10 protein-coding genes are annotated in these 14,989 nt (G+C 70.0%); 5 read left to right on the plus strand and 5 right to left on the minus strand.

Annotated features, from left to right (window positions below; translation table 11 throughout):
• Positions 1-150 precede the first annotated feature (150 nt).
• The 4 genes from OHO83_RS16135 to OHO83_RS16150 all read left to right on the plus strand — a co-directional run bounded on the left by OHO83_RS16135 (position 151) and on the right by OHO83_RS16150 (position 5,060).
• Positions 151-3,384 carry a sensor histidine kinase gene (locus OHO83_RS16135; protein WP_266674541.1) on the plus strand — a complete coding sequence of 1,078 codons (3,234 nt, stop codon included), beginning with the start codon at positions 151-153 and terminating at the stop codon, positions 3,382-3,384.
• Positions 3,385-3,394: 10 nt separating this feature from the next.
• The gene (locus OHO83_RS16140) at positions 3,395-3,808 is read left to right on the plus strand and encodes a roadblock/LC7 domain-containing protein (RefSeq protein WP_100595178.1); all 414 of its coding nucleotides are present in this window, start codon (positions 3,395-3,397) and stop codon (positions 3,806-3,808) included.
• A 93-nt stretch (positions 3,809-3,901) separates the two neighbouring features.
• Complete coding sequence (locus tag OHO83_RS16145) at positions 3,902-4,498, plus strand: DUF742 domain-containing protein (protein ID WP_227297381.1); 597 nt, start codon at positions 3,902-3,904, stop codon at positions 4,496-4,498.
• Positions 4,479-5,060, plus strand: coding sequence for a GTP-binding protein (locus tag OHO83_RS16150; protein WP_054239772.1), 582 nt, complete (start codon positions 4,479-4,481; stop codon positions 5,058-5,060). The genes OHO83_RS16145 and OHO83_RS16150 overlap by 20 nt, the downstream gene beginning before the upstream one ends.
• Positions 5,061-5,181: 121 nt before the next feature.
• On the opposite strand, the gene OHO83_RS16155 is transcribed toward OHO83_RS16150, so the two are convergent.
• From OHO83_RS16155 to OHO83_RS16175, 5 genes are all read right to left on the minus strand, one after another.
• The gene (locus OHO83_RS16155) at positions 5,182-5,376 is read right to left on the minus strand and encodes an acyl-CoA carboxylase epsilon subunit (protein WP_266674538.1); all 195 of its coding nucleotides are present in this window, start codon (positions 5,374-5,376) and stop codon (positions 5,182-5,184) included.
• 22 nt (positions 5,377-5,398) lie between these two features.
• A complete protein-coding gene (locus tag OHO83_RS16160) occupies positions 5,399-7,000 on the minus strand; it encodes an acyl-CoA carboxylase subunit beta (protein ID WP_266674536.1) in 1,602 nt (533 codons plus the stop codon).
• A 154-nt stretch (positions 7,001-7,154) separates the two neighbouring features.
• Positions 7,155-9,506, minus strand: a complete 2,352-nt coding sequence (locus OHO83_RS16165; protein WP_266674534.1) for a polysaccharide lyase 8 family protein — start codon at positions 9,504-9,506, stop codon at positions 7,155-7,157.
• A 92-nt stretch (positions 9,507-9,598) separates the two neighbouring features.
• Positions 9,599-13,438, minus strand: a complete 3,840-nt coding sequence (locus OHO83_RS16170; RefSeq protein WP_266674532.1) for an endo-alpha-N-acetylgalactosaminidase family protein — start codon at positions 13,436-13,438, stop codon at positions 9,599-9,601.
• 117 nt (positions 13,439-13,555) lie between these two features.
• Entirely contained in the window at positions 13,556-14,065 is a 510-nt protein-coding gene (locus OHO83_RS16175) for a hypothetical protein (RefSeq protein WP_266674530.1), read from the minus strand.
• 244 nt (positions 14,066-14,309) lie between these two features.
• Between OHO83_RS16175 and OHO83_RS16180 the strand changes: the two genes are divergently transcribed.
• A complete protein-coding gene (locus OHO83_RS16180) occupies positions 14,310-14,921 on the plus strand; it encodes a YceI family protein (protein ID WP_266674528.1) in 612 nt (203 codons plus the stop codon).
• The last annotated feature ends 68 nt before the right edge of the window (positions 14,922-14,989 follow it).

Genomic DNA, 14,989 nt, shown 5'->3' on the forward strand with positions numbered 1-14,989 from the left:
TATCTGGGGCATCCGTCACTCAGAGGTTCCGGTTCCCGGTGTTTGGAAGAGAACCGCCTGACGTGCTGGAATGCGCTGAACTGCCCAGTAGGTAAGGGCCTGGAGACAGCGGCACAGCGTAGGTGCCGACGCCGAGAGGTTGTTGGTCGAGTGAGGCGAAGCAAGAACAGTCCCGAGCCGTCGTCGGCACGGGGCAACTTCACCCCGCCGCCGCGTGCAGCGGCGCCGGCCGCGCATGTGCCACGGGCCGAGGCGGCCCCCGAGCCGTCCGGCGGACGGATGTCGCCGCGCAACTGGCGTGTGCCCACCAAGCTGAACGCGATCCTGCTCATACCCGTGCTCGTGGGTCTGATCATGGGTGGCTTCCAGGTCAAGGGCTCGATCGACACCTGGAACGAGGCCGAGGACGCGGAGAACACCGCCCGTCTCGTGCAGGCGTCCCTCACGTACGCCAACAGCCTGATCGACGAGCGCGACATCTCCGCGGAACCCCTGCTGCTCGGCCACAAGAACGACCCGAAGGTCGTCAAGGCCCGCGAGACGACGAACGAGGCCGCCGACGCCTTCGACGCCGCCGCGAAGAACATGCCGGCCAAGGAAGGCCTCGAGCGCCGCCTCACCCAGTTCCGTCAGGTCGAGCCCGGTCTGGAGAAGCTCCGGGCCGCCGCCTACACGAGCAAGCTCCCCGCCGTGCAGACCGAAGAGGGCTACGTCGGCATCCAGCACCCGCTGATGGAGTTCGCCAACGAGCTCGGCCTCGGCACCGGAAACATCACGAGCTACGGCCGCACGGTCTACGCGATCTCGCTCTCCAAGGCCGCGCTCTCGCTGGAGCGGTCCATCGGCATGCACCTGCTGGTCAAGCCGGGCCCGACGGCCGAGACCTTCGGCAAGCAGAAGATCGCCCTCTCCTCCTACGCCTACCTCGAGGGCATCGCCGTCGAGGAGTACAAGGGCGGCGGCACGCAGGCCGACGTCGACAAGCTCGACGCCGCCAAGAAGCAGCTGGCGATCGACGGCGCCAAGCAGGCCAAGCAGACCGTCGCGGCCGCGAAGGCGCAGGGCAAGACCTATGTCCCGCCGCCGACCGACCCCCCGATGGTGTCCTACATCGCGACGCTGCCCACCACGCAGCCGAGCGCCCGCCTCGCCATCGCGCAGAAGGGCGTCACCGCGGAGAACTGGTGGGCGGTCAACACCGCCAAGTTCAACGCGTACCGCACCATCGAGTCCGACCTCGCCGACAAGGCGGTGAACGAGGCCGCCGGCATCGCCGACGACGCCAAGCAGTCCACGTTCGTCACCGGTGCGATCGTGCTGGTCGCCCTGCTCGCCGCGTTCGCGCTGGCCGGCATGATGGCGCGCCAGATGAGCCGCTCGATGCGCCGCCTGCGCACCGCCGCCTTCGACGTCGCCGAGCAGCGCCTGCCGATGCTCGTCGACCAGCTCTCGCGCACCGACCCGGGCCGCGTCGACACCCGTGTGCAGCCCATCCCGATCAACTCCACGGACGAGATCGGCGAGGTCGCCCGCGCCTTCGACCAGGTGCACCGCGAGGCCGTCCGCCTCGCCGCCGAGCAGGCCCTGCTCCGCGGCAACATCAACGCGATCTTCACCAACCTGTCGCGCCGCAACCAGTCCCTGATCGAGGGCCAGCTGACCCTCATCACGGACCTGGAGAACAACGAGGCCGAGCCGGACCAGCTGGAGAACCTCTTCCGCCTGGACCACCTCGCGACCCGTATGCGCCGCAACGGCGAGAACCTCCTCGTCCTCGCGGGCGAGGAGCCGGGCCGCCGCTGGGACCAGCCGGTCCCGCTGGTCGACGTCCTGCGTGCCGCCTCCTCCGAGGTGGAGCAGTACGAGCGCATCGAGCTGTCGGGCGTGCCGGAGGCCGAGATCCACGGCCGTTCGGTGACCGACCTCGTGCACCTGCTCGCCGAGCTCCTGGAGAACGCCACCACGTTCTCCTCGCCGCAGACCAAGGTCCGCGTCACCGCGACCCGTCTCCCCGACGGCCGCGTCATGGTCGAGATCCACGACAAGGGCATCGGCCTCACCGCCGAGGACTTCGCGGACATCAACCACAAGCTGGCCAACCCGCCGACGGTGGACGCCGCGATCTCGCAGCGCATGGGTCTGTTCGTGGTCGGCCGCCTGTCCGACCGGCACGGCATCCGCGTCCAGCTGCGCCCCTCGGGCGAGCAGGCCGGCACGACGTCGCTCGTCATGCTGCCCGACGTCATCACCCACGGTGGCAGCGGCGACCAGCTCCCCGAGTCCGAGTTCACCGTCTCCTCGATGATCCCGTCCCAGGCCGCGTACGAGCCCGCCCCGCTGCGCACCGCCGCGGAGCTCGGCTTCGACGACAGCCGCTACGGCGAGACCCCGGACGACGTGCGCGACCTGGACCCGGTCGGCCGTTCGCTGATGCGCGAGGAGCGCCGCGCGGCCCTGGAGGCCCAGGCGCACACCGGTGACGACCGCCCCCTGTTCCGCGACGAGATCACGGCGGCGCAGGGCCCGGACCCGTACGAGCAGCAGCAGACCACTTATGCCCCCGCGCAGCCCGCGTACGACGACCGTCAGCAGCAGACGTACGAGGACCCCTCGTCCGTCTACGCGCAGGGCCGGCAGACGTACGACGAGCAGCCCCAGAACGGCTCCTACAGCGACTCGTTCTTCGCCCCGCAGGACGGCTACGCGCCGCAGGACGCCTATACGGAACCCGTCCAGGAGACGTACTCGGCCTTCGGCGGCGGACCGCGGCGCAACTCGCAGCAGGACGACTGGCCGACGCGGGACGGTTACCAGGAGGCGTACCGGTCCGAGCGCAGCGCTCAAGCGGAATCCGCGCAGCGCGCTGACGCCGGTCAGCAGGAGCGCGTAGGCTTCGACCCGCACGGTCCCGCGGCGCCGGCCGGCCCCACCTCGTCCGCCGCCCGTTCGCTCACCGACGCCGGTCTTCCGATGCGCGGTTCGGGCGGGCAGCAGCACCAGGCCCCGGCGACGCCGACGCCCGACCGCGGCGACAACACCCCCCAGGACAACGGCAGCGGCAGCAACGGCGGCGGCCCCGACGACTGGCGTTCGTCCAACGACGAGCGCTGGGTCCGCGCGGAGCAGCTCCGGAAGCCCAAGGCCGGCGGAGTCACCTCCTCCGGTCTGCCGCGCCGGGTGCCCAAGGCCAACCTGGTCGAGGGCACGGCGGAATCGACCCCGCAGGGCGGCCCCCAGGTCTCCCGCGCGCCTGAGGACGTCAGGGGCAGGCTGAGCAACCTGCGCCGTGGCGTGCAGCGGGGACGCGAAGCAGGAAGTGACACGAACGGCCAGGCCACGAATCAGCACAGTGGTCCTGACAGCACCTACAACCAGGAGCGTTAGTGTGAGCCCGATGAGCCAGGCGGCACAGAACCTGAACTGGTTGATCACCAACTTCGTGGACAACACCCCTGGGGTGTCCCACACGGTGGTGGTCTCCGCCGACGGACTCCTTCTGGCGATGTCCGAAGGGTTCCCGCGTGACCGTGCCGACCAGCTGGCGGCCGTAGCGTCGGGTCTTACCTCGCTGACCGCGGGCGCGTCCCGCATCTTCGAGGGCGGCAGCGTGAATCAGACAGTTGTGGAGATGGAGCGAGGATTCCTCTTCCTTATGTCCATCTCCGACGGCTCTTCTCTCGCTGTCCTCGCACACCCGGAGGCGGACATTGGCCTCGTCGGGTACGAGATGGCACTTCTTGTCGACCGCGCGGGGACGGTTCTCACTCCCGACCTGCGGGCCGAGCTTCAGGGGAGCCTTCTCAACTGACAGACAGACGGTGCGATTTCGCGTCCCGTGGCCGTAAGGTTTCGGGACGCGGCTCCACGGTGATGGTGCCCGGCACAGTTGGAGGAGGAAAGCGTGGCTGGTTCTGCAACACCCCCGAGCGGTTCATCGGCGAACTGGTCCTACGGCCCTGGCCAGGGTCAGGGCCAGGGGCAGGGTGACGCGCCGAACCGGTACAACTTCCCCTCCGCGCCGAGCCACCGGCGACAGCCGTACGCGCCCCCGCACCCGCCGCAGCCGCGGCAGCCGGGGCCGTACGACCAGCCGTCGGCACCGCGCATCCAGCCCGTGCAGCCGCAGCGGCGTCCCGACACCCCTGCGCCGGCTGCCAACAACCCCCTGGTGCGTCCCTACGCCATGACGGGTGGCCGCACCAGGCCGCGCTACCAGCTCGCCATCGAGGCACTGGTGCACACCACCGCGCAGCCGCACCAGTTGCAGGGCCAGTTGCCCGAGCACCAGCGGATCTGCACCCTCTGCCGAGAGATCAAGTCAGTGGCCGAAGTCTCGGCCCTGCTCAGCATCCCCCTCGGTGTGGCCAGGATCCTCGTCGCCGACTTGGCGGAGGCGGGCCTGGTCGCCATTCATCAGCCCGGCGGCGAAGAGAACGCCGGCGGCCAGCCAGACGTGACTTTGCTCGAAAGGGTGCTCAGTGGACTTCGCAAGCTCTAGCGGAGGGCCTTCCCGCTCCACCACGTCCGCGAAGATCGTGGTGGCGGGCGGCTTCGGCGTCGGCAAGACGACCTTCGTGGGCGCCGTCTCGGAGATCAACCCTCTGCGCACCGAGGCCGTCATGACGTCCGCGTCCGCGGGCATCGACGACCTCACCCACACCGGGGACAAGACCACCACCACGGTGGCGATGGACTTCGGCCGCATCACGCTCGACCAGGACCTGATCCTGTACCTCTTCGGTACACCCGGTCAGGACCGCTTCTGGTTCATGTGGGACGACCTGGTCCGCGGCGCGATCGGCGCGATCGTCCTCGTCGACACCCGCCGCCTCGCCGACTGCTTCCCGGCCGTCGACTACTTCGAGAACTCCGGGCTGCCCTTCGTCGTCGCCCTCAACGGCTTCGACGGCAGCCAGCCGTACCAGCCGGACGAGGTGCGCGAGGCGCTCCAGATCGGCCCGGACACCCCGATCATCACGACCGACGCCCGCCACCGCGCGGATGCGAAGTCGGCGCTCATCACGCTCGTCGAGCACGCGCTGATGGCCCGCCTCCGCTAGCCTCCGGCGCCTCCGGTCATGGAGAAGCCCCCGGGACCCTTTGGGTCACCGGGGGCTTCTTCGCGTTGGGGGCCCGTCCTGCGAGGCCGGACGGGCCGATCGGGCCGGACGGGCCCGCTGCCTAGCCCTGCCAGCTGTGCGGGGCGCGGAAGCCGTGCTGGCGCTCCAGGCGGCGCCAGCCGGCCTTGTCGCGGCCGCGCAGGGCGGGGCCGTCGGTCGGCGCGGCCGCGGCGCGGGCCAGCAGGATCGCGGTCAGGGCCGCGACCTCCTCGGGCTCGGCGTGGCCCTTCTCAACGCGGATGTCGTGTGCAGTCATGTGCAGTGATCTCCTTGTGGGGTTACTGCGGGGGGTTGCCGTGCTTGCGCGAAGGCAGGTCGGCGTGCTTCGTGCGCAGCATCGCGAGGGAGCGGATGAGCACCTCGCGGGTCTCGGCGGGGTCGATGACGTCGTCGACAAGGCCCCGCTCGGCCGCGTAGTACGGGTGCATCAGCTCGGCCTTGTACTCCTTCACCATGCGGGTGCGCATGGCCTCGGGGTCCTCGGCCTCGGCGATCTGACGGCGGAAGATGACGTTGGCGGCGCCCTCGGCGCCCATCACGGCGATCTCGTTGGTGGGCCAGGCGTAGGTGAGGTCGGCACCGATCGACTGCGAGTCCATGACGATGTAGGCACCTCCGTACGCCTTGCGCAGGATGAGCGAGATCCGCGGCACGGTGGCGTTGCAGTACGCGTACAGCAGTTTGGCGCCGTGCCGAATGATCCCGCCGTGCTCCTGGTCGACACCCGGCAGGAAGCCGGGAACGTCCAGGAGGGTCACGATGGGAATATTGAAAGCGTCGCACATCTGGACGAAGCGGGCAGCTTTTTCGCTGGCCTCGATGTCCAGGACGCCCGCGAGGGACGAGGGCTGGTTGGCGACGATGCCGACGACCTGGCCGTCCAGGCGGGCCAGGGCGCAGATGATGTTGCGGGCCCAGCGCTCGTGGATCTCGAGGTAGTCGCCGTCGTCGACGAGCTCCTCGATGACCTTGGTCATGTCGTACGGGCGGTTGCCGTCGGCCGGGACCAGGTCGAGCAGGACGTCCGAGCGGCGCTCGGCGGGGTCCTCGGAGGCCACGGTCGGCGGGTTCTCGCGGTTGTTGGAGGGCAGCATCGAGATGAGGTAGCGGACCTCGGCGATGCAGGTCTCCTCGTCGTCGTACGCGAAGTGACAGACGCCCGAGGTCTCGGCGTGCACGTCCGCGCCGCCGAGGCCGTTCTGGGTGATCTCCTCGCCGGTGACCGCCTTGACGACGTCCGGTCCGGTGATGAACATCTGCGAGGTCTCGCGGACCATGAAGACGAAGTCGGTGAGGGCGGGGCTGTAGGCCGCGCCACCGGCGCACGGGCCGAGCATCACGCTGATCTGCGGGATGACGCCGGACGCCTTGGTGTTGCGCTGGAAGATGCCGCCGTAGCCGGCCAGGGCGGAGACGCCCTCCTGGATACGGGCGCCCGCGCCGTCGTTCAGGGAGACCAGCGGAGCACCGGCCGCGATGGCCATGTCCATGATCTTGTGGATCTTGGTGGCGTGGGCCTCGCCCAGGGCGCCGCCGAAGATGCGGAAGTCGTGCGCGTAGACGAAGACCGTGCGGCCCTCGACCGTGCCCCAGCCGGTGATGACACCGTCGGTGTAGGGCTTCTTGGCCTCCAGGCCGAAGCCGGTCGCCCGGTGCCGGCGCAGCTGCTCGACCTCGTTGAACGATCCCGCGTCGAGCAGCAGCTCGATCCGCTCGCGTGCGGTCAGCTTGCCCTTCGCGTGCTGAGCCTCGGTCGCCTTGTCACTGGGCCCGCGCAGCGCCTCCTCACGGATCGCGTGCAGCTCGGCGACGCGTCCGCGCGCGTCGGTGGGCTCATCCCCGGTGGAACCGGCTGAGGCGGTGTCGTCCAAAACGGTCATGTAGCGACCTTACGAAGACCACCAAGCAAAACGGGCCGTCGACTCCGTACAGTCTCCGGCCCGTTTTCCTGGTACCCCCGAACAGAACGTCGTCGCCATGCAGGCGAAGTGACTGCTCAGGGCCCCGCTGCCTTGTAGGGGTCACACAAATGGCTCAGCTGAGAGTCACCTCACACCGATGGCTCACGCATGCCTCCCCCGGAGTGACGCGCAGCCGCAGCCTACGGCCCGTGGCGACCACTTCGACCGAGGGGTCGTGGCTGACGACGCGGCGCACGGGCCGGTCCCAGGTGATGTCCACAGGCTCCCCCGTGCGCGGCGGTTCGCTGACGGTCAGCGTCGCGGTGCGCCCCTGCCTGCGCACAAGGACGCCGGCGGGAGCCGACACGGTGAGCTCCCCCGCGCTCCCGGCCTGCCAGAAGTTCGCCGCGATCACACCGAGGGAGGGCACGGCGACGGCCTGGGCGGCGGCCGTGTTGGCGAGGACCGACAGCCAGTGGCGGTCGCCCGCGCGCCGCGCGAGGTCGTGCTTCGAGGCGCCCGGCATCAGCAGATAGGCGTACGCGGCGTCGGTGGGGTCCGTGCCGTGGTCGAGCCAGAGCGTCTGCCAGCGGCGCGTGCGGCGCTCGGTGGAGCTGGTGGTGTTGATGTCGGACCAGGCGCCGGTGCGGTCCTCGCGCAGGTGGCGCAGCGGGGCACCGCCGGGGAAGACCCAGCCGCCGTGTCCCTCCAGGTGGGCCCAGCGGGCGCGGGCGGCGCCGTCGACGGTGAAGGCCTGGGTGCCGCCCTCGCCGAGGTTGCGGTTGTCGACGACGGTCTCGACGGGGACACCGTCGGTCGCCGTGATCCCCGCGCCCAGGCAGACGACGGTGTCGGCGAGGCAGAACCACGACTTGCGGGCCTGGAGCGTCGAGCCGAGGCCCTTGACGTGCTGTCCGACCGCCGCGAACTCGCCGTCGGTGGCGCCGCCGACCCATTTCACGTCGGGCCGGGCCGCGCCCCACTCCCCGCCGGCCTTGTCGGCGAGGCGCTTGGTGGAGACGGTCGTGCCGGGCAGCCGGTAGAAGTCGACGGTCGGCCAGAACCAGTCCGTGTACTGGTCGGACCGGTCGCCGCGCTTCCCGGACGCCCACCAGGAGAGCATGCCGGCGCCGGTGTGCCAGCCGCGCGGGTTCTCGCCGTTGCCGCACTCGTAGTACGCGATCCGGTCCGAGGACATGGAGATGTTCGCGGCGAAGCCGGGGCGCTTGTGCACCGCGCGGTCCATGGCGGCGAACAGCTGGTGTCCGACGGGCTCGGGCGCGGCCGCGACGGCGGAGTCCGCAACGGCGTGCAGCCGGGACAGGTCGGCGACCCCGAACTGCCTGGCGGTCAGCAGGGGCGTGACCGTGTCCCGCTCGATCCAGCCCTTGATCCGCCCGTGCCAGCGCTCGCGCTCGGCCGCGCTCGCGCCGGCGGCGAGCTGCGCCATGGCGGCGATCAGGACCTGGCCGTGGAAGTGGTCGCTGCGCATGACCTTGAGGTCGTCGCTGTTGAGGTAACCGCGGCTGATGGCACGGCCGTTGACGCTGTCCATCATCAGGCCGTCGAACAGGAGCGGGGCGTAGGCGTGCTCCACGCTGTCGAGGATGATCTGCCGGTTCGGGTCGGTGACGGCCCACGTGGACCCGGCGAGCAGCGCGAAGAGGCGGCCGAGCCCGTCGAGCATGACCTGTCCGTAGGTGCCCGAGTAGGCGATGCAGGTGTGCTGGATGAACGAGCCGTCGGCGTAGAGGCCGTCCCCCTTGGTGACGTAGGGGAAGACGGGCGAGAGGGCGTCGCGGGCCAGGGCCGTCCTGTCGGCGTTCCTGCCGAGGATGCCGCGCAGCGCGACCGAGCGGCACAGGTCGACGCGGTTGGCGCCGGTGGAGGTGCCCGAGTAGTCGCGCAGGACAGCGTCGGGGACGAAGTGGTCGACGGCGGCGAACGCGGCGTCGCGCCGGTCCTGCGAGAGGTGCTCGTAGAGGACGGCGACGATGTCCATCAGGAGGCGGGGGCTGCCGATCTGCCACTCCCACCAGTTCCCGTAAGGCGTGGTGGTCGCGTTGTAGACGGTCGTGGCGACGTGGTCGAGGCCCTTGACGATGTCGGCGAGGAGGCCCGTGTCGCCGGTGGATCCCGTGCCCTCCTGGGCGTACGCCTGGGTCATCGTCCACAGGCGGTTGTAGGCCTGGGTGATGCCGGCGGGCGGGTCGAAGGGGTAGCCGGGCCAGAGGGACGTGGCCGTCGGGGCCATCGTCGCCCTGAAGCCGCGGGCGAGTTCTCCGAGTTCCTTCAGGCGCGAGGCGAAGGGCTCGGCGGTGGCGTCGTAGCCGGTGCCGAGGGAGATCTCCAGCCATCGCTCGCGCAGGGCGTCGAACTCGTCGCCGGAAGCGTCCGAAGCGTCGGCGGCATGGGCGGGCGGGGCAAGCGCCGCCCCGGCGAGGAGAGTCGACGCGATGAGGAACGTGCGGCGCGTGGGTGTCATGGGGTTGCACCTAATCAGTCGTAGAAAGCGCTGTCTACGGTGTGCGCGGAAGGGGCCCCGCCACTGAGAGCGGGGCCCCGGGGGTGGTGGGATCAACTACCGCAGTGGAAGCGGGCGTTGCCCCAGTCGGCGTGGTCGTTGCCCGGGCCGTCGCCGCCGTCGCCCGTGAGCAGGTCGACGTACTTGGCGCCGGTCACGTCCGCGGTCAGCGACCAGGCGTTGTCGGCGGCCTTGAGGACCGGCGACTGGACCTTCTGGGTGCCGTCCGCCTCGACGGAGAACTGCACGCTGCCGCGCGTCCCCTGCGAGTCGTCCTGGCCGACCTCGGCGGTGAACGAGGTGCAGCGGCCGCCCAGGTAGTAGCGGATCTTCCCGGGGGACGCGGTGCCGAGGCCCTTGGCGTAGACGGTGCCGTTGACGGTCAGCGGCTTGCCGTCGCCGGCGCCGGTCTCGCCGTTCTCCATGTCCTTCTCGGCGGGACCCCAGCCGTTGTCCATGGCCGTCCAGTCCAGGTCACTGGCGTACGTGTCCGCGGTGGGCGGCGGCGGGAGCGTGCGCACGGCGGCGCCCGCGGTCAGCGTCCGCGCACTGTCCCCGACGGTGTAGGTCGCCTTCGAACTCAGCTGGTACGGCTGGTACTTGGCGTCGACCGGCGGGGTGACCTGCCAGGTGGCCGTCGCCTTGGCGCCGGGCGCGACCGGGTCGAGCGTGACCGGGCCCGCGGGCTCGGCCTGCCAGCCCTCGGGAAGGTCGAGCGAGAGGGACGCGCCCTGGATCTCGCTCGCCTCGTAGTTGGTGAAGGTGGCCTCGACCTTGTTCTTCTGTCCGGGCTCCAGCGTCTCGTCCGACTTCAGGGCGAGGGTGCCGCAGGCCGCCTTCTTCTCGGCCGGGCCGAGGTCGGTGACGGTGAAGTCGTCGAGGACGAAGTCGGCGCCGTCCGGGGCCCCTTCGAGCTTGCGCAGGCCGGTCCAGGTGTCGCCGCAGCCCGCCGTGACGGTGCCCTCGTAGTGACCCGTGGTGCGCTGCTGCCCGATCGGGGTGCTCGCGGTCTCGACCTGGTCGGGGGTGCCGTCGGCGGCGATCCGGTCGTAGCCGCTCACCCACTGGTAGGCGCCCGCGTGGCTGGACTGGTAGTCGAACGCGACCTTGTAGGCGTGCCCGTCCGTCATCGGCACCTCGGCCGGGGACGTGCGGTAGACGACGCCGGCGTTCTCCTCGTGGGACTTCAGGGACTCGCCGCCGCCGATGACGTCGTCGACGAGCTTCCCGTTCCAGCCGGCCTGGGTGTACGGGGCGTTCTTCTGCGCGATGTGCGTGCGCGGGTCCGTGACGCCGCCGGCGTCACCCTTGTCGAAGGGGCCCCAGCCCTGGTCGACGCCCTCGAAGTCCTCGTGCACGACGGTGCCGGGCTTCGTCGACGGGTCGTTGCGCACGAGACGTACGTCGTCGATGCGGACCTTCGCGGACGAGCCCTTGGCTGCCTCGATCCGCAGCGTGGTGCGGCCGTTCGCGGGCGCCGTGAAGGTGGCCTTCACCCGCTGCATGTAGGTGCCGCCCCAGTCGTTGGAGGCGACGCTGTTCTGCAGCGTGGAGCGCTCGACCGCGACCGATCTGCCGCCCGCGCTGAGCGTCGTACGGCGGGACTTGCCGGGTTCGACCTCGACCCAGGCGGAGGCGGTGTAGCGCTTGCCCGCGTCGAGTCCGCTCACGCGCTGCTCGAGCGCGGCGGTGCCGTTCCCGCTGAGGGCGGCGCTGTTGCGGCCGTGGTCGTCGGTGTCGCGCCCGACCGTGCCGTCCTTGTCCCAGGCGGCGAGGCGGGCGTCGTTGAAGCCGGGGTCCTTGATGTGCGTGCCCTCGCCCCAGGCCGGGTCGACCGCGTGCGGCGTCCTGTCCGCGGGGTAGAGCACGTACGGCTGCCCGGCCTCGGCCTTCAGCGTGACCTTGCCGCCGGAGGCCCGCACGGTGCCGGTCTTCACGCGGCCGTTGTCGGTGAGCCGGTAGACGGTGTACGAGGATCCGGGCACGGCCCAGCTCGTCGTACCGCCGTCCTTGTTGTAGTGGTACAGCTTCTTGCCGCCGTCCCACGGGAGCAGATAGGCCGTCCCGTCGAGGACCTTCCTGCCGTGGTCGTAGAAGGTGCGCCGGCCGTCCTCGACGGTGCCGCGGAGCCCGCCGGTGAAGGTGATGTCGTCGCCGTTCCAGCGGGTGATCTGCTGGTGCTGAAGGAACTTGGCGGGCAGGTCGCGCTGCCAGACGTTGTCGTAGAAGGCGTTCCAGTCGTTCTCGCCGGTCCAGCCCTCGAACTCGTCGACGGCGCTCTGGCCGAGGACCGGGTCGCCGTTCCAGACGTCCTTCTCGCCGTTGCGGATGAAGCGGATGATCTTCGAGTTGAGGCCCTTGTCGGTCTTGGGCCCGTAGTCGAGGTCGTTGGCCCAGTGCGACCACAGCGACTCGCGCTCGAACTTGTCGGCCCACTCGGAGGCCAGGTTCCAGCCCTGGGCGCGGACGGCCTCGGCGGTCTTCTCCGCGATCCAGCCGTGCGTGTAGTAGACGTCGATGTAGATCGTCGTGAGGTTCGGGTCGGTCTCCTCGCGCAGCTGCTTGAACCGGGCGGCGAGGTCCCCGCTGTTGATGTCGCGGCGCTGGTCGATGTAGTAGCTCTGGTCGAGCCAGTTCCAGCCCGGGGCCTTGGGGTCGACCAGGTCGCCGGTGAAGTGCTTGGCGACGGGGTACGCCTCGGTGGCGTTCACGTGCACGCCGAAGCTGGTGCCGAACTTCTTGCCGCCCTTGAGCAGCTCGTTGAGGTCCTTCAGGCCGCCGGCACGCTTGTTGGTGTTGCCGCCGTAGTCGGGGTGCGCGGAGTCGTGGCCCTCGGAGGCGTAGCCCTTGAGCAGGGCGAACTGGCCGAGGTTGTCGGTCGCGAGCGAGATCCGCTTGACGTCGTCGAGCGTGCGCAGGAAGGGGTGCGTGGCCTGGCTGGCGAAGTTGAACGGGATGTGCGTGATGACCCGGTCGGGGGTCGCGTCACTGCCCTTCGCCTTCACGCCGATCGAGTGGAAGGCGACCGCACCGTCCTGCCAGTCGACCTTGCCGTCGCCGTTCGCGTCGGGCGTGACGACGACCTTGGCCCACGGCAGGTCCTTGTCCGGCTCCGGGGCGCCTTCACCGCGATAGGTCCACTGGCCCGACCAGACGCCGACGCGGGTGGAGCCGTCGGCCGACTTGCGCGCCTGGTGCCAGAAGCGGGCGTCGTCGCCGCCGGTCTTGCCGCTCGGTTTGTCGTACGTGGAGTTGGACTCGACGGCGGCGGCGAGCCGCCCCGTGTTGACGATGGCGTACGTGGCGCCGACGGGCGAGGCGTCGGCCGGGGTGTCCGCCGCGACCTTGCCGAAGACGTCGGCGGTCCGCGTCGAGTCGTTGTCCAGCGTCGTGAACGCGGTCTCGGCGCCGCCGTCCGCGCTGCCCACGGAGACGAGGTCGTGCCCGGGTATGTCGATCGTGCCGACCCGGAAGGCCGCGGTGTCGCGCACGGCGGTCACCTTGAAGGTCGTCGCGCGCCCGCTGACGCTCAGCGAGGCGTCGATCTCGACGCCGGCGAGGTCCGGGAAGGTCAGCGTGTACGAGGCCTTGGACCCGGTGAGGACCGGGGAGCCCTTCACGGCGACCGCATACGCCTTGCCGTTCAGGGTGACCTTGTCCACCGGGTTCGTACTGCCGAGAAGCTCGGCCCCGGAGGCGCGGTCGGTGTACGCGAGGACGCGCGGGAAGTCGTCGGCGACGGCGACGGACAGCTGCGCGGATCCGATGACGGACTGCGCCACGGCGGGCGCGGGGTCGGCGGCGGCCGGCAGTACGGGGCCGGTGAGGGCGAACACGGCGGACGATGCGGCGGCGACCGCGACGGCGCATGCGGCGCGAGATCTTCGTGACATAGGAGACTGGGTATCTGCGCGGGCGCGGCCGGTCAACGGACTCGGCGCTCCCGGGCGGCGGCAGTCCAACAACCACCGCCCGGAAGTCCAAGTCACCGCGCACGGGCGACGGTTCGGTCAGCAGCCGCCGCAGTTGTAGTAGAGGACGTCCCAGTGGTTGCCCTCGTCGGCGTAGATGTTGCCGGAGCCCGACTGGTACTGCGGGGCTCCGTCACCGCGCAGGCCGATGTACGTGAACGTGTTCTTGATGTAGTTCGTGACGCAGGTGTTCTTGCCGTAGTCGAGCTTGTAGCCGTTCCAGTGCGAGTAGGTGCCGCTCGCGTGACCGGTCTCGGTGCCGCCGGTGATGTTCAGGGCGCAGCCGGTGGCGCGCTTGAGGGTCTGGGCGCCCTGGGCGGTGGCGAGGTTGAGCTGGTCGAAGGACGTACAGGTGGAGTTGTTGCGGTTGGAGCAGCCGCCGGAGGACGACCATGTGATGCCTACCTGGCTGAACATGGAGGTCGCGGTGGCGTGGGTGATCTTGGTGGCGGCCTGGGCGTCGGTGGCGGAGCTGAACACACCGAAGCCGGGGGCGAAGAGGGCGCCGAGTACGAGCGCGAGGGCGCTCACGACCGAGCGGATTCTCATGGGGAGGAGGTCCTTCCTGCTGGTGACCGTGCTGACTGTGAGACGGCTGTGCAGGTGGAGCAAGGAGATAGTGCCCGAGTTCTACGCGCGTCCGCCAGAGCGCGTCGGATGACGACGCGGTGTAATCGAGACGACACCAGATGTTGGATGTTGAAAGTTGAACAGAACGGCGCTACAGTCGAGCTCGTTGAACGTTAAACATTCAACGGACTCCCCCGCCCCATCCCGTCCCCAAGGAGCAGTCATGGGTCTCTTCGGCCGCAAGAACGACGACGCCAAAACCCCCGCAGCCACCGGCACCGCCGGCCCCGACCTCGCCGCGCTGACCGGCGACTACGCCATCGACCCGGCGCACACCACGATCGGCTTCGTGGCCCGCCACGCCATGGTCACCAACGTCAAGGGCTCGTTCACCCAGTCGTCGGGCACCCTGCACCTGGACGGCGCGGACCCGTCGAAGTCGACCGCGACGATCGAGGTCACGATGAACAGCATCGACACCGGCTCCGCCGACCGTGACACCCACTTGAAGAGCTCCGACTTCTTCAAGACGGACGAGTTCCCGACGATGACGTTCCGCTCCACCTCCGCCGAGTCCCTGGGCGGCGACGACTACCGGATGACCGGCGACCTGACGATCCTCGGCACCACCAAGCCGCTCACGATCGACCTCGAGTTCAACGGCTCGGCCACGGACCCGTTCGGCAACGAGCGCGTCGGCTTCGAGGGCAAGTCCGAGATCCTGCGCTCCGAGTGGGGCCTGACCTGGAACGCGGCCCTGGAGACCGGCGGCGTCCTCGTCTCGGACAAGATCAAGCTGACCTTCGACATCTCGGCGATCAAGAACGCCGCCTGACGCCGCCACGAGCCCACCCCTCACGGCTCACCGCACCACGAGCGCGCCCGTCCTTCCCGTCCCGCGCG

It is taken from the genome of Streptomyces sp. NBC_00569 (assembly GCF_036345255.1).
Taxonomy (GTDB): domain Bacteria; phylum Actinomycetota; class Actinomycetes; order Streptomycetales; family Streptomycetaceae; genus Streptomyces.

Excerpts from the sequence above, each read along its gene's own strand:
- OHO83_RS16155 (WP_266674538.1), bottom strand. The coding sequence starts at position 5,376 with ATGACTGCACACGACATCCGCGTTGAGAAGGGCCACGCCGAGCCCGAG.
- OHO83_RS16175 (WP_266674530.1), bottom strand. The coding sequence starts at position 14,065 with ATGAGAATCCGCTCGGTCGTGAGCGCCCTCGCGCTCGTACTCGGCGCC.
- OHO83_RS16170 (WP_266674532.1), bottom strand. The coding sequence starts at position 13,438 with ATGTCACGAAGATCTCGCGCCGCATGCGCCGTCGCGGTCGCCGCCGCA.
- OHO83_RS16140 (WP_100595178.1), top strand. The coding sequence starts at position 3,395 with ATGAGCCAGGCGGCACAGAACCTGAACTGGTTGATCACCAACTTCGTG.
- OHO83_RS16180 (WP_266674528.1), top strand. The coding sequence starts at position 14,310 with ATGGGTCTCTTCGGCCGCAAGAACGACGACGCCAAAACCCCCGCAGCC.
- OHO83_RS16165 (WP_266674534.1), bottom strand. The coding sequence starts at position 9,506 with ATGACACCCACGCGCCGCACGTTCCTCATCGCGTCGACTCTCCTCGCC.
- OHO83_RS16160 (WP_266674536.1), bottom strand. The coding sequence starts at position 7,000 with ATGACCGTTTTGGACGACACCGCCTCAGCCGGTTCCACCGGGGATGAG.